At 52.6% G+C, this 13,078-nt stretch carries 16 protein-coding genes and 1 pseudogene; 15 read left to right on the top strand and 2 right to left on the bottom strand.

Translation table 11 applies throughout. The annotated features are described in order from the left end of the window. Positions 1 to 98 precede the first annotated feature (98 nt). Together queG and msrA are read right to left on the bottom strand one after the other, a co-directional pair. The gene (queG, locus tag HMY34_RS11435) at positions 99 to 1,148 is read right to left on the bottom strand and encodes a tRNA epoxyqueuosine(34) reductase QueG (RefSeq protein WP_202715624.1); all 1,050 of its coding nucleotides are present in this window, start codon (positions 1,146 to 1,148) and stop codon (positions 99 to 101) included. Further along, positions 1,149 to 1,636, bottom strand: a pseudogene (msrA, locus tag HMY34_RS11430) (peptide-methionine (S)-S-oxide reductase MsrA). A gap of 98 nt (positions 1,637 to 1,734) precedes the next feature. On the opposite strand from msrA, the gene hisA reads away from it, so the two are divergent. Genes hisA through HMY34_RS11360 form a run of 15 tightly spaced genes read left to right on the top strand, consistent with a single transcriptional unit; the run spans position 1,735 to position 13,063 of the window. Next, the gene (gene hisA, locus HMY34_RS11425) at positions 1,735 to 2,475 is read left to right on the top strand and encodes a 1-(5-phosphoribosyl)-5-[(5-phosphoribosylamino)methylideneamino]imidazole-4-carboxamide isomerase (protein WP_202715623.1); all 741 of its coding nucleotides are present in this window, start codon (positions 1,735 to 1,737) and stop codon (positions 2,473 to 2,475) included. After that, positions 2,475 to 3,347, top strand: coding sequence for a hypothetical protein (locus HMY34_RS11420; protein ID WP_202715622.1), 873 nt, complete (start codon positions 2,475 to 2,477; stop codon positions 3,345 to 3,347). The genes hisA and HMY34_RS11420 overlap by 1 nt, the downstream gene beginning before the upstream one ends. Position 3,348: 1 nt before the next feature. Then, positions 3,349 to 4,578 (top strand): site-specific DNA-methyltransferase, encoded by a 1,230-nt coding sequence (locus tag HMY34_RS11415; RefSeq protein ID WP_202715621.1) that lies wholly within the window; start codon positions 3,349 to 3,351, stop codon positions 4,576 to 4,578. Beyond that, positions 4,578 to 5,351, top strand: coding sequence for an imidazole glycerol phosphate synthase subunit HisF (gene hisF / locus HMY34_RS11410; protein ID WP_202715620.1), 774 nt, complete (start codon positions 4,578 to 4,580; stop codon positions 5,349 to 5,351). The genes HMY34_RS11415 and hisF overlap by 1 nt, the downstream gene beginning before the upstream one ends. 5 nt (positions 5,352 to 5,356) lie before the next feature. After that, positions 5,357 to 5,881: a hypothetical protein gene (locus HMY34_RS11405; RefSeq protein ID WP_202715619.1), complete on the top strand. Its 525-nt coding sequence runs from the start codon at positions 5,357 to 5,359 to the stop codon at positions 5,879 to 5,881. An 18-nt stretch (positions 5,882 to 5,899) separates the two neighbouring features. Continuing rightward, positions 5,900 to 6,220 carry a phosphoribosyl-ATP diphosphatase gene (locus HMY34_RS11400; RefSeq protein WP_202719180.1) on the top strand — a complete coding sequence of 107 codons (321 nt, stop codon included), beginning with the start codon at positions 5,900 to 5,902 and terminating at the stop codon, positions 6,218 to 6,220. Positions 6,221 to 6,237: 17 nt separating this feature from the next. Then, positions 6,238 to 6,480, top strand: coding sequence for a twin-arginine translocase TatA/TatE family subunit (tatA, locus tag HMY34_RS11395; protein WP_202715618.1), 243 nt, complete (start codon positions 6,238 to 6,240; stop codon positions 6,478 to 6,480). 23 nt (positions 6,481 to 6,503) lie between these two features. Continuing rightward, a complete protein-coding gene (tatB, locus tag HMY34_RS11390) occupies positions 6,504 to 6,803 on the top strand; it encodes a Sec-independent protein translocase protein TatB (protein WP_202715617.1) in 300 nt (99 codons plus the stop codon). Then, entirely contained in the window at positions 6,787 to 7,830 is a 1,044-nt protein-coding gene (gene tatC / locus HMY34_RS11385) for a twin-arginine translocase subunit TatC (protein ID WP_202715616.1), read from the top strand. Before tatB ends, tatC begins: the two co-directional genes overlap by 17 nt. Next, positions 7,827 to 9,398, top strand: coding sequence for a 2,3-bisphosphoglycerate-independent phosphoglycerate mutase (gene gpmI, locus HMY34_RS11380; RefSeq protein ID WP_202715615.1), 1,572 nt, complete (start codon positions 7,827 to 7,829; stop codon positions 9,396 to 9,398). Before tatC ends, gpmI begins: the two co-directional genes overlap by 4 nt. Before the next feature lie 2 nt (positions 9,399 to 9,400). Beyond that, positions 9,401 to 9,601 carry a sulfur carrier protein ThiS gene (thiS, locus tag HMY34_RS20200; RefSeq protein WP_228287827.1) on the top strand — a complete coding sequence of 67 codons (201 nt, stop codon included), beginning with the start codon at positions 9,401 to 9,403 and terminating at the stop codon, positions 9,599 to 9,601. Positions 9,602 to 9,619: 18 nt separating this feature from the next. Beyond that, positions 9,620 to 10,402: a thiazole synthase gene (locus HMY34_RS11375; protein WP_228287826.1), complete on the top strand. Its 783-nt coding sequence runs from the start codon at positions 9,620 to 9,622 to the stop codon at positions 10,400 to 10,402. 14 nt (positions 10,403 to 10,416) lie between these two features. Next, positions 10,417 to 11,106 (top strand): tRNA (guanosine(46)-N7)-methyltransferase TrmB, encoded by a 690-nt coding sequence (gene trmB, locus HMY34_RS11370; RefSeq protein ID WP_202715614.1) that lies wholly within the window; start codon positions 10,417 to 10,419, stop codon positions 11,104 to 11,106. A 6-nt stretch (positions 11,107 to 11,112) separates the two neighbouring features. Beyond that, a complete protein-coding gene (gene purU / locus HMY34_RS11365; RefSeq protein WP_202715613.1) occupies positions 11,113 to 11,976 on the top strand; it encodes a formyltetrahydrofolate deformylase in 864 nt (287 codons plus the stop codon). A 25-nt stretch (positions 11,977 to 12,001) separates the two neighbouring features. After that, entirely contained in the window at positions 12,002 to 13,063 is a 1,062-nt protein-coding gene (locus HMY34_RS11360) for an alkene reductase (protein WP_202715612.1), read from the top strand. The last annotated feature ends 15 nt before the right edge of the window (positions 13,064 to 13,078 follow it).

Genomic DNA, 13,078 nt, shown 5'->3' with positions numbered 1-13,078 from the left:
TGGGGTTTGGGTTTGTGATGTGGCTATCATGCCCAAAATCAGTGCCTATGCATAGCGCCTACTGATGTTCGGATTAAAATAATGGATAAGCTGTAAAATCAACCGCTAATCGACTGTTTTTGTTGCTCAATTGCCCATTGAATATGTTCCTTCACCAACACACTGTCCGATACACGGTATTGATGCTGCAACAAAGCCAGTGTACTTCGGCTCGGTGGCGCGTTGCCCAGTGCCACCGCAATATTGCGCAGCCAGCGTTCGTAACCAATCCGGCGAATCGGCGAACCTTCCAGCTTGCGCATAAATTCGCTTTCACTCCACTCGAACAACTCACTTAATCGCGCACTGTCCAAGCCGTTGCGCACTGCAAAATCTGCTTCCGGCGACGTTTGCGCAAAGCGATTCCAAGGGCAAATGAGTTGGCAGTCGTCACAGCCATAAATACGATTGCCCATGAGCGGACGCAACTCAACTGGAATACTGCCGTGGTATTCAATCGTGAGGTAGGAAATGCAGCGCCGTGCATCCAATACATACGGCGCAATAATGGCTTGGGTGGGACATACGTCAATACATGCGGTGCATTGACCGCAATGCTCAGATACGCTGCCCGTTTCCTCTAGGGGCAAATCGGTGTAAATCTCACCAAGGAAAAACCACGAACCCGCGTCACGGCTGAGAATATTGGTGTGCTTACCCATCCATCCCAACCCTGCTTTCACCGCAAGCGGCTTTTCCAGTACCGGAGCGCTGTCGGTGAACACGCGGTAGCCGAATGCACCGATCTCGGTTTGCAACTGTTGCGCAAATTTTTCCAGCCGCTGCCGGATCACCTTGTGATAATCACGCCCTAATGCATAGCGGGAAATGTAAGCGCGTTCGGGGTGGTTGAGGATCGTTACTGCATCCATGCTATCCGGCGGTAAATAATCCATGCGCACACTGATCACGCTCAACGTGCCGGAAACCAATTCGGCGGGACGACTGCGTTTTGTGCCGTGATGCGCCATCCACGCCATGTCACCGTGATAGCCTTCTGCCAACCAATCTAGCAGACGCTGTTCGGCAAGCGACAGGTCGATATTGCTGACACCGACGGCATTAAAACCGAGTGCCTGCCCAATGGCTTGAATACGCGCAATCTCCATTTAGCCGCACGTGACTCCCGTGCCACCCAAGCCGCAATACCCGCGCGGATTTTTCTCTAAATAGCGCTGGTGGTACTCTTCGGCGGGATAAAACGTCGGCGCAGCCAGAATTTCCGTGGTAATTTTGCCTAATCCCGCCGCTGTTAATGCCACCTGATAACGCGCCCGACGCGCTTCCGCCGCAGCTTGCTGCTCAGGGGAATAGGTGTAAATACCAGAACGGTATTGTTCACCCGCATCATTGCCTTGACGCATTCCTTGAGTCGGGTTGTGTGCTTCCCAAAACACTGTCAGCAAAGCATCGTAACTGATTTGTTCTGGATCGAACTCCATCCACACCACTTCATTATGCCCCGTCGTACCGCTGCATACTTGGCGATAAGTGGGATTTTCGGTGCGCCCCCCGCGTAACCGACAGCGGTGCGGATGACGCCCGGTGTTTGCCAAAACTTGCGTTCCACGCCCCAAAAGCACCCCAAACCAAACATTGCCTGCTGCATAACACGCTCCTTTTCTTCTGTTTCAAGGCTGTGACTTGTACACCCGTTTTACGGTAGGATACAGCAACCCAACCAAGGATGTGACTATGCTACTGATTCCCGCGATTGATTTGAAAGACGGCCAATGCGTGCGCCTGCGCCAAGGTCGTATGGATGACACCACCATTTTTGCCAGCAACCCCGTCGATGTTGCCCAACGCTGGGTCGATGCTGGCGCACGCCGCCTGCACCTGGTCGATTTAAACGGTGCATTTGCAGGCAAGCCGGTGAATGGCGACGTGGTTCGTGCAGTCGCGGCTCGTTTTCCCAACGTTCCGGTGCAAATCGGCGGCGGTATCCGCGATGCAGCCACGGTAGCGGCGTATCTGGAAGCAGGCGTACAATATTGCATTATCGGCACAAAAGCGGTGCAAGAACCGCAATTTGTCATCGACCTGTGTCAGCAATTCCCCGGTCACATTATCGTTGGCATTGATGCCAAAAACGGCATGGTGGCAACCGATGGCTGGGCGGAAGTTTCCTCCGTTTCCGCGATTGAGCTTGCCAAACAATTTGAGCAAGCCGGTGTCAGCGCGATTGTTTACACCGACATTGCCCGCGATGGCATGATGAAAGGCGTGAACGTGGAAGAAACCGCGAAACTTGCCGCCAGCATCAAGATTCCCGTCGTCGCTTCCGGTGGCGTGACCAATATGGACGACATTAAAGCCCTGTGCGCGGTGGAAGACCAAGGCATTATGGGCGCAATCCTCGGTCGCTCGATCTACGAAGGCACGATTGATCTGGCAGCCGCGCAACAATACGTCGATTCCAACGGAAACACCTAATGTCGCAAGAACGGGAATTCAGTGACTACCAAAATGAAGCGGCGGTATGGATTACGCTGGCAACAGGCGACTACTATCCAGACATTTTGAATCATGCTTGCCGCTTGTATGAACCCGTGCTGGTTGAATTTGGTCAATTATTGCAACGCGCCCATTCTTCAGAATTTCTGTTTAAATCCATTGCCGCAACGCCTAATCAATGGATGCGTATTCAACTGTGCCGTGTTTTCAAAAAATATGTCAGTCCACAAACCCCTGTTGAAATGCTCAAGGTTAAAAACCAAGCCACTCACATCTGTGAACAGTTTGGAGCAGGCTTTCGCCACATTGCCGAAGTCCAGCAACATTTCAATCAACGCCCTATGCCTGATGAAACGTTATGTGCCTTGCTATGGGAATACAAAGACCGAGGCAAAAAAGGTTACGACCTCACTGAGCGGGCATTCGATTTACTGCGTAGCCAACACCCCGATTGCACTTTGATTGGCCCGGAACGTGCTGGCAAAGACGTGTTGCTAGGCAGCATTTTTGATGATTATCCCAAACCGGATCGCCCGGTGGATTTTGTCATTAGTGAAGGGCTGCGCATTCTCGCGATTGGTTTGGCACGTTATGATTCTGATCGAGGGGGCGCACAAGAAGACGACCGCACCGGGCAGTACCGTGAAGTGGCACAAGAAATTATCAGCTACGCTGATGCTCATGGTATGTCACATATCAAAATTGTGTACGTCAACGATGGCCCCGGATTACTGCTAGGCTCCATGTGGCGCGACTACGCTTATCTGGAAACCCGGTGGACGGGGCGGGTAAAAGTAGTCACTTTACGCATGATCCCTGAACGTATCACCGCTGCATGGTTGAGGAGCTGAGATGGCTGTTGGTATTCCGAAACGCTTGTACCCACTGCAACCACGCCAAACGGGAGAGAGCCTACCCGGTGGCTTTCGCCTCGAATATGCTGGAAAAAAACATCCCATTGAGATTCTTGCGACACCCGCAGGCCATTATCAAACCAGCCGTGAGTATTGCGGGGGAGATAATCGCCTATACCATGCTGACAATTTAGGGGCATTGGCAGCATTGGCTCATGACCCCGCACTGGCGGGAAAAATCCGTTTAGTGTATATCGACCCACCCTTTGCCACGGATTCGGCATTTGAATCACGCCAACAACAACACGCTTACGATGACCATCTAACAGGCACTACTTTTGTGGAAGCATTGCGTGAACGCCTGATTCTCATTCATCGCTTATTGGCAGATGATGGCTCATTGTACTTACATTTGGATAGTCGCATGGTCTTCCATATGCGCTTGATTCTGGACGAAATATTTGGTGAACAACAGTTCCGTAACTGCATTACCCGCAAAAAATGTAACCCTAAAAACTACACACGCAAAACCTACGGCACAACCGCCGATTACATTCTGTTCTATACCAAAACCGACCAGTATGTATGGAATCGTGCCTTAGAACCGTGGGATGAAGCCCGCATTCTCAAAGAATACCCGTGTAGCGATGAACGGGGACGGCGTTATAAAAAAGTCCCTGTTCACGCACCCGGTGTGCGCAACGGTGAAACCGGCAAATTATGGCGCGGTATGCCGCCGCCTCCCGGCAAGCACTGGCAATACACCCCCGATAAACTGGATGAAATGGATGCACGCGGTGAAATTTACTGGTCGCCAACGGGCAACCCACGCCGTAAAGTTTACTTAGAAAACAGTGCCGGTATCCCCGTGCAAGACATCTGGCTGGACATGAAAGATGCCCACAATCAGAATATCCAGATTACCGGTTATCCAACCGAAAAAAACCTTGCTATGCTGGAGCGGATTATTGAAGCATCCTCTAACCCCGGTGACTGGGTACTCGATTGTTATGCCGGTTCTGGTACAACACTCGCCGCCGCTGCCAGCCTGAACCGGCAATGGATTGGCATTGACCGCAGCGATGAAGCCATCAAAACCATCTTGCACCGCTTCGCGAATGGCACAAAACGCATGGGAGACTTTGTGAATACACCAGCCAAAACCAATACATTGCCGCTATTCAATGCCAGCAATACCGACTTTACGCTTTTTGTGGAAAAGAAATAATGGGACTCGCCAAACGCATTATCCCCTGCCTTGACGTGAACAACGGTCGCGTTGTCAAAGGCGTGAACTTCGTCGACATTCGTGACGCGGGCGACCCGGTGGAAATCGCCGCCCGTTACAACCGCGAAGGCGCGGACGAAATTACCTTCCTCGACATCACCGCCAGTTCCGACAACCGCGATACCATCGTGCACATGGTGGAAGCTGTTGCCTCCCAGGTTTTCATTCCGCTCACAGTCGGCGGCGGTATCCGCAAACCCGAAGACGTGCGCCGCATGTTGAATGCCGGGGCGGATAAAGTCGGGATTAACACCGCCGCGATTACCAACCCCGATTTGGTACGCGAATGCACCGACTATTTCGGCTCGCAATGCATCGTGGTCGCGATTGATGCCAAGCGCGTCAATGAACCGGGCAAACCGGATCGCTGGGAAGTCTTCACCCACGGCGGGCGCAACCGCACCGGCATTGATGCAGTGGCATGGGCAGAAAAAATGGCGCAATACGGCGCGGGTGAATTGCTGGTCACGAGCATGGATCGCGATGGCACGAAAGTTGGTTTTGACCTCGGCTTAACCCGTGCAATTACTGACCGCGTAGGTATTCCGCTGATCGCTTCCGGCGGCGTGGGTAATTTGCAGCATTTAGCCGATGGCGTACTCAAAGGCGGGGCGGATGCGGTGCTTGCCGCGAGTATTTTCCACTTTGGGGAATACACCGTGGGCGATGCCAAACGCTACATGGCAGCCCAAGGCATTGAGATGAGGCTGTGAATCTGATGGCAGCAGCACCGGCGCAAATCCAAATTCGCTATATTCAGGAAGAAGATCGCATTCTGATGCGCATCAATACCGTGGCAAGTGAAGAATTTCGCTTCTGGCTAACGCGGCGCTTTCTCATGCGTCTCTGGCCGGTGTTGCAGGATGCCTTAATGTCATCGCCTGCGGTCAAACAGCACAGCGATTACAGTTCCCGCCAAGCGATTGTCGCGTTTGAACACGAACGGGCGCAAAGCAAAGCCGCGTTCAACAACCCGTTTCGCGACGCCGATCATTTGCCGCTGGGCACAAACCCGTTGCTGGTAGTGAAAGCAGGCTTTCGGCACAAAGAGAACGGCGCGTTGCAAATTGCCTTCAAAGACAACCATGACAAAGGTGTCGATCTCAACTTGAGCAACGAGCTGTTGCACTTGCTGTGCAAATTATTGGACGATGCGGCGCAACAATCCGACTGGAAAATGACCGCTTTGTTACCAAACATTACCGAAACCGCTTCACCAGTCGCCGCACACCAATTGAATTAGGTATACTCCAGCCCCATGATGAATGATAACGTACTTGCACAACTTGCCGAGGTGCTGGAAAGCCGTAAACAGGCTGCGCCAGACAGTTCTTATGTTGCCAAACTCTACGCCAAAGGGTTGGATGCGATCCTCAAAAAGATCGGCGAAGAAGCCACCGAAACCGTCATGGCGGCAAAAGACGGTGAGAAAGATAAAATTGTGTATGAAATCGCGGATTTATGGTTTCATACACTGGTATTACTGGCACAACAGGGCTTACACCCCGATGCGGTGCTGGCAGAATTAGCCCGGCGCTCTGGCGTCTCCGGTCTGGTCGAAAAAGCCAGCCGCACACATTAACTTTAAGGAGAAACGAAATGGGTTTAGGTGGCATCAGCCCTTGGTCATTGTTACTGATTCTGGTCATTATTCTGTTATTGTTTGGCACTAAACGCCTGCGCAATATGGGCAGTGACCTCGGTGAAACCTTCAAAAACTTCAAAAAGTCCATGAAAGACGGACAGGAAGAAACCTCTGAACAAGTCTCGCAACAACCACCGCAAAACATTCCCGGTGGGCGCGTGATTGACACGGAAGCCAAAGAAAAAGACAAGGTTTAAGCACCTAACAGGTAACGCAAGCCATGTTTGAATCCAGTTTCCTCGAAATGCTGGTAGTGGGTGTCATTGCCCTGCTGGTGATTGGCCCTGAGCGCCTGCCCGGGCTTGCCCGTAAAGCCGGACGCTTGCTGGGCAAAGCGCGTGCTTTCATTGCGACCACGCGCACTGATATTGAGCGTGAATTACGCACGGAAGAAATGCGTGGAATGCTCAGCCGTCAGGAAGAGGAAATCCGCGAATTGCGCAATTTGATGCAACAAAATACGCAAGACGTTCGCCACAGTATCGAAGACGCCACCAAGCCCCATGACGAAAAAAGCTAATACGTCCGCGCCGGAAGGTGAGGAACTCGGTTTCTTGCAACACCTCGTGGAGTTGCGTGACCGCTTATTGCGCATGGTGCTGGCGATTGGCATTGTGTTTTTGATCCTCATGCCGTTCGCACAGGATTTGTATAACCTGCTCTCTGACCCACTGGTGCGGCATTTACCAGAAGGTCAAAAACTGATTGCGGTTGGGGTGGCTTCACCCTTCTTTATCCCTTACAAGCTCGCCATGATGGTCGCGTTTGTCTTGGCGTTACCTTATGTGTTGTATCAAGTATGGGGATTTATTGCCCCCGGTTTGTACCAGCACGAAAAGAAAATTGTCACACCACTATTACTCTCCAGCGTGGCACTGTTTTATGTCGGCATGGCATTTGCCTATTTCTTAGTGCTGCCAATGATGTTTAGCATCTTGCCGGGCTTCGCCCCTTCCAATGTCGATGTCACCCCGGATATTGCCGAATACCTTGATTTCGTGATGATGATGTTCATGGCATTCGGCATTGGCTTTGAAATGCCAGTTGCGACTATCTTATTAATCACCACCGGCATTGCCAGTCGTGAAACACTTGAACAATCACGTCCTTACGTGATCGTTATTGCCTTTATCGTCGGCATGTTTTTAACGCCACCGGATGTATTATCACAGGTAATGTTAGCCGTACCCATGTGGTTACTGTTTGAAGTGGGTTTGCTTGCCAGCCGCCTGTTTGACCAACACGTAGAGAAAGCGAGTGCGGAAAGAGAAGCTCGCGAGAAACTCGAATACCAGCGTGAAATTAAACCACCGGCAGCGCCCGCTACCACCGCAACAGCAACCGGGGCAGCGGCAGCAGCAGCGACGACTGCTTGGGAAAATGACCAATACATTTTCGAGGAAACCGTGCCAGTACAATCCACGGATGATGACGAATTTCGCCCCTTGACCGACGAAGAAATGGAAGCGGAACTGGAACGCATGGATGAAGAATTCAAGCGCATGGAAGACAACTTCCGTAAACAAGAAGATGGGAACAAGCCATGAAATCAAAACACCCCAACGTGCCGCGCCGCAAAACCATTCTGGTGATTTTGGATGGTGTAGGCGTTAACCCTAGCAAACGCTTTAACGCGGTACACGAAGCCGACACGCCCAATTTTGACCGCTATTTCGGCAGCTACCCGCACACCACCCTGCAAGCCTCCGGGCGGGCAGTCGGGCTACCGGATGGGCAAATGGGCAACTCGGAAGTTGGGCACATGACCATTGGCTGTGGCACGGTGTTGCGTCAGGACTTGGTGCGTATTGAAGATGCGATTGAAGACGGCAGTTTCTACAAAAACCATTCCCTGTTGAATGCACTGGAAAACGCCAAAGCCGACAACCGCCCGCTGCATTTACTCGGTTTAGTGTCAGACGGCGGCGTACACAGCCACACGACACACATTATCGCCTTGCTGAAAGCGTGCATGGAACACGATGTGAAGCCGGTGTTGCATGTCATTACCGACGGGCGTGACACCGCACCTAAAATTGCCAAGCAATTTATCCAGCAAATTCAACGGGTGATGGAAATGACGGGCGGTGAAATTGCCACTGTCACCGGGCGTTTTTACGCGATGGATCGGGATAACCGCTGGGAACGCACCAAACTCGCGTGGGACGCGATGGTACGCGGCATCGGCACACCCGCCAGCAGCGCCTTGCAAGCGGTGGATGATGCGTATGCCGCTGGGGAAACCGACGAATTCATCAAACCGCGCATTATGCCGGGTGCTGAGTTAATCCAAAGCAATGACACCGTGCTGTTTTTCAACTTCCGCAATGACCGCCCCCGCCAAACCGCGAAAGCCTTGGCTGACCCGGACTTTGCCGATTTTGACCGGGGTGATTTCGAGCCAGTCTCGCTCACCACCATGACGGAATACGACAAACGCCTGCTTGCCCCGGTGATTTTTTCACCGGAACGCCCCGCCACCAACTTGGCGCAAACCATTAGCTTAGCGGGCTTGAAACAACTGCATTGTGCGGAAACCGAAAAGTACGCCCACGTCACCTTCTTCTTCAACGGCGGGCGCGAACGCACTTACGCGGGCGAAGACCGTATCGTCATCCCCTCGCCTAAGGTAGAAACTTACGACGATCAGCCGGAAATGAGCGCGAAAGAAGTCGCTGACACCATTATCAGTGCGATTGAGCAGGACAAATATTGCTTCATCGTGGTGAATTTTGCCAATGGTGACATGGTAGGGCACACCGCCGTTCCCGGTGCGGTGATTAAAGCGGTGGAAGCGATGGATCGTGAAGTTGGGCGTTTGTTAGACAGCGCGGTTGCTCACGATTACTCGGTGATTTTGACGGCTGACCACGGTAACTGCGACGAATATATTGACCCGCTGACCGGCGAACCCAATACCCAGCACACCGTTTACCCCGTGCCCTGCCTGATTATGGACAAATCCAACTGGCGGCTATCGACTGAAGGCGGCTTGAGCAATCTTGCGCCGACGGTATTGCACTTAATGGGGCTGCCCAAACCGGATGGCATGAAAGGCAAATCCTTATTGCTGGAAGAACTTCCCAAAGGCCACCGCCCAGTGGGAGCTTACTAAGCATGGAAATACTCGTGAATGGCACACCGCACCTCGTGGCGGAAGGCACGACAGCAGCGCAGTTGTTGGTGATTTTAGACTTACAAGGCAAACGCCTCGCCCTCGAAATCAATCAAACACTGATACCGCGTAGCCAATTTGACAGCTTGGTACTGCAACCCCATGATACGGTTGAAATCGTCCACGCCATCGGTGGCGGTTAATACAATAAGGAATTCATCATGCAACACGACACCCTCACCATTGCAGGCAAGGTCTATTCATCCCGTCTGTTGGTTGGCACTGGCAAATACAAAGACTTAGCAGAAACCCAAGCCGCCACCGAAGCCAGCGGTGCGCAAATTATTACCGTCGCGATTCGCCGCACCAACATCGGTCAGAACAAAGACGAACCCAATCTGCTGGATGTGATTTCCTTGGATAAATACACCCTGCTGCCGAATACCGCAGGCTGTTACAACGTGGATGATGCGGTGCGCACTTGCCGCCTAGCGCGTGAATTGCTGGATGGTCACAAGCTGGTCAAACTCGAAGTGCTGGGCGATGCCAAAACCCTCTACCCTGACACGATTCAAACCCTGAAAGCGGCTGAAATTCTGGTAAAAGATGGCTTTGATGTCATGGTATACACCAGCGACGACCCCTTGATTGCGCGTCAATTGGAAGAAATCGGCTGCGTGGCTGTCATGCCGCTGGCAGCACCGATTGGCTCAGGCTTGGGCATTCGCAACCCTTACAACATTCTCGAAATCATTGAAAACGCTAAGGTTCCAATCATTGTGGATGCGGGCGTAGGCACGGCTTCAGATGCGGCGATTGCGATGGAAATGGGCTGTGACGGCGTGTTAATGAATACCGCCATTGCGGGCGCGAAAAACCCCGTGCTAATGGCGTCTGCCATGAAAAAAGCCATTGAAGCGGGGCGTGAAGCCTTCCTTGCAGGGCGGATGCCACGTAAACGTTACGCTTCTGCCTCCTCACCGCTGGAAGGCACGTTCTTCTAAACACTGGCAGAGTCATGGATACAACAACAGCACCGCATCGCGCCATTAAGAGTTTCGTCTTGCGTCAAGGTCGCGTCACCAAGGCGCAGGAAGAAGCATTAACGAACCTGTGGCCGGTTTTCGGCATCGAACCCAGTGACACGCCGCTCGACTTCCCCAGCCTATTCGGGCGCGTTGCCCCGGTAACGCTAGAAATCGGCTTCGGCAATGGTGATTCCCTCGCGCAAATGGCAGCCGCCGCGCCGGAACGTGATTTCATCGGCATTGAAGTGCATACCCCCGGTGTCGGGCATTTGCTCAAACTGATCGGCGATCAGGGTTTGCAAAATGTGCGGGTGATGAATACCGATGCGGTCGAAATCCTGAAACAACGCATCCCCGCCCATTCACTGGATCGGGTGCAATTGTTTTTTCCTGACCCTTGGCACAAGAAAAAGCACCACAAACGCCGTATCCTGCAATTACCGTTTGTGAGCCTATTAGCCTCGCGCTTGCAAACCGGTGGCGTGTTCCACATGGCCACTGATTGGGAAAACTACGCCGAATACATGGCTGAGGTTATGCAAACCAGCCCGGACTTCGTTAATCTTGCGTCTGAACCACCCTATTCACCCCGCCCAGACACGCGTCCACTAACCAAATTTGAAAACCGTGGGTTAAAATTAGGACATGGCGTTTGGGATTTGCTTTACCAAAAAAATTAATAAGTTATGACAACCGAAGCCAACTACATTCTTACCGTCACCTGCCCCGCCAAAACCGGGATCGTCGCTGCTGTCACCGGCTTTTTAGCGGAATCCCAATGCTACATTACCGAAATGGCGCAATACGATGACGAGATGACCCAGAAATTTTTCTGCCGGATTATGTTCCGCCGCGATAGCCAGTTATCGCCTGCGCTTGACACGCTGCGCCAGCAATTTGCGGTGATTGCCGGAAATTTTGCGATGCACTGGGGCATCACCAATGCCACCCGCGCCACCCGCGTGGTGCTCATGGTCTCCAAAGCGGATCATTGTTTGGTGGATTTGCTGTACCGCAAGAACAAAGGCGATTTGAATATGAACGTCGTCTGCGTGGTTTCCAATCACATGGATTTGCGCTCATTAGTAGAACGTGAAGGCATCCGCTTTGTATGCCTGCCTGTCGACAAAACCAATAAAGCCGAACAAGAAGCGCGAATGTTGGAAATTGTTGCCGACGCCCAAGCCGAATTGGTGGTGCTGGCGCGTTACATGCAAATCCTTTCGGACGACACGTGCCGGAAATTGGCGGGTATGTGCATCAATATTCACCATTCATTCCTGCCCGGATTCAAAGGCGCACGCCCTTACCACCAAGCCTACGACCGTGGGGTGAAACTGATTGGGGCGACCGCGCATTACGTTACCTCCGATTTGGATGAAGGTCCGATCATCGAGCAATCGGTAGAGCGCGTCGACCACACCTACCAACCCGAAGACCTCGCTGCATTGGGGCGCGACCTCGAAAACAGTGCTCTCGCCAAAGCCGTGCGCTTACACATTGAGCGGCGCGTGTTTATGGATGGCAATAAAACCGTGGTATTCAAATAACCACCTCTAGCAGGAACAGATTGCAATGACCACTTTATTCGACTCCGCTCAACTGGGCGATCTTACCTTGCGCAACCGCATTATTATGGCACCGCTGACCCGTTGCCGTGCCAGTAGCGGACGTGTGCCGAATGCACTCATGGCACAGTATTACCAACAACGTGCCAGCGCAGGCTTAATTTTAACCGAAGCCACCTCCGTGACGCCAATGGGCGTGGGCTACCCTGATACGCCGGGGATTTGGTCACAAGAACAAGTCGCAGGCTGGAAACTCATCACCGATGCAGTGCATCAAGTGGGCGGGCTAATTTTCCTGCAACTGTGGCACGTTGGGCGCATTTCTGATTCCAGCTATTTGAATGGCGAGCTGCCCGTTGCCCCCAGCGCGATTGCAGCGCAAGGCCATGTGAGTTTAGTGCGCCCCGAAAAAACCTACGAAGTGCCACGCGCTTTGGAAACGCATGAAATTCCGGGCATTGTCAGCGCTTACCGTTTGGGGGCAGAAAACGCGAAACTGGCAGGCTTTGACGGGGTGGAAATCCACGGGGCGAATGGCTATTTACTCGACCAATTCCTGCAAGACAGCACCAATCAACGCACCGATGCTTACGGTGTAACGCTGGAAAATCGGGCGCGTTTGCTGCTCGAAGTGACCGATGCCGTGATTGAGGTGTGGGGTGCTGCACGGGTCGGCGTGCACCTTGCACCGCGTTGCGATGCGCACACGATGGGCGATTCTAACCCGCTAGAAACGTTCACCTACGTGGCGCAAGCTCTAGGCAAACGCCACATCGCGTTTATTTTCACCCGCGAAGCCGTGGGCGCTGACAGCATTAGCCCCGCGATGAAACAAGCCTTCGGGGGATTTTTCATCACTAACGAAAACTTCGATGCGCAAACGGCGCAACAGATACTAGCAGCAGGCAATGCCGATGCGGTGGCGTTTGGTCAGAAGTTTATTGCTAACCCCGATTTACCACGCCGTTTGCAGGAAAATTTGCCGTTGAATCCGCCCAACTTTGATACATTCTACCCAATGGGCAATCCAGATTTCGCGGTGGGGTATACCGACTATCCGTTTAGTTAACAGAGATTGGCGGCG

It is taken from the genome of Thiothrix subterranea (assembly GCF_016772315.1).
In the GTDB taxonomy this organism is placed as follows: Bacteria; Pseudomonadota; Gammaproteobacteria; order Thiotrichales; family Thiotrichaceae; genus Thiothrix; species Thiothrix subterranea.
Note: the sequence above shows the minus strand (reverse complement) of the source record. Positions and strands in the feature narration are given on the sequence as shown.

Bases quoted from the DNA above. Each gene is read 5' to 3' on its own strand.
- queG (WP_202715624.1), bottom strand. From the start codon at position 1,148: ATGGAGATTGCGCGTATTCAAGCCATTGGGCAGGCACTCGGTTTTAAT.
- hisA (WP_202715623.1), top strand. From the start codon at position 1,735: ATGCTACTGATTCCCGCGATTGATTTGAAAGACGGCCAATGCGTGCGC.
- HMY34_RS11420 (WP_202715622.1), top strand. From the start codon at position 2,475: ATGTCGCAAGAACGGGAATTCAGTGACTACCAAAATGAAGCGGCGGTA.
- HMY34_RS11415 (WP_202715621.1), top strand. From the start codon at position 3,349: ATGGCTGTTGGTATTCCGAAACGCTTGTACCCACTGCAACCACGCCAA.
- hisF (WP_202715620.1), top strand. From the start codon at position 4,578: ATGGGACTCGCCAAACGCATTATCCCCTGCCTTGACGTGAACAACGGT.
- HMY34_RS11405 (WP_202715619.1), top strand. From the start codon at position 5,357: ATGGCAGCAGCACCGGCGCAAATCCAAATTCGCTATATTCAGGAAGAA.
- HMY34_RS11400 (WP_202719180.1), top strand. From the start codon at position 5,900: ATGAATGATAACGTACTTGCACAACTTGCCGAGGTGCTGGAAAGCCGT.
- tatA (WP_202715618.1), top strand. From the start codon at position 6,238: ATGGGTTTAGGTGGCATCAGCCCTTGGTCATTGTTACTGATTCTGGTC.
- tatB (WP_202715617.1), top strand. From the start codon at position 6,504: ATGTTTGAATCCAGTTTCCTCGAAATGCTGGTAGTGGGTGTCATTGCC.
- tatC (WP_202715616.1), top strand. From the start codon at position 6,787: ATGACGAAAAAAGCTAATACGTCCGCGCCGGAAGGTGAGGAACTCGGT.
- gpmI (WP_202715615.1), top strand. From the start codon at position 7,827: ATGAAATCAAAACACCCCAACGTGCCGCGCCGCAAAACCATTCTGGTG.
- thiS (WP_228287827.1), top strand. From the start codon at position 9,401: ATGGAAATACTCGTGAATGGCACACCGCACCTCGTGGCGGAAGGCACG.
- HMY34_RS11375 (WP_228287826.1), top strand. From the start codon at position 9,620: ATGCAACACGACACCCTCACCATTGCAGGCAAGGTCTATTCATCCCGT.
- trmB (WP_202715614.1), top strand. From the start codon at position 10,417: ATGGATACAACAACAGCACCGCATCGCGCCATTAAGAGTTTCGTCTTG.
- purU (WP_202715613.1), top strand. From the start codon at position 11,113: ATGACAACCGAAGCCAACTACATTCTTACCGTCACCTGCCCCGCCAAA.
- HMY34_RS11360 (WP_202715612.1), top strand. From the start codon at position 12,002: ATGACCACTTTATTCGACTCCGCTCAACTGGGCGATCTTACCTTGCGC.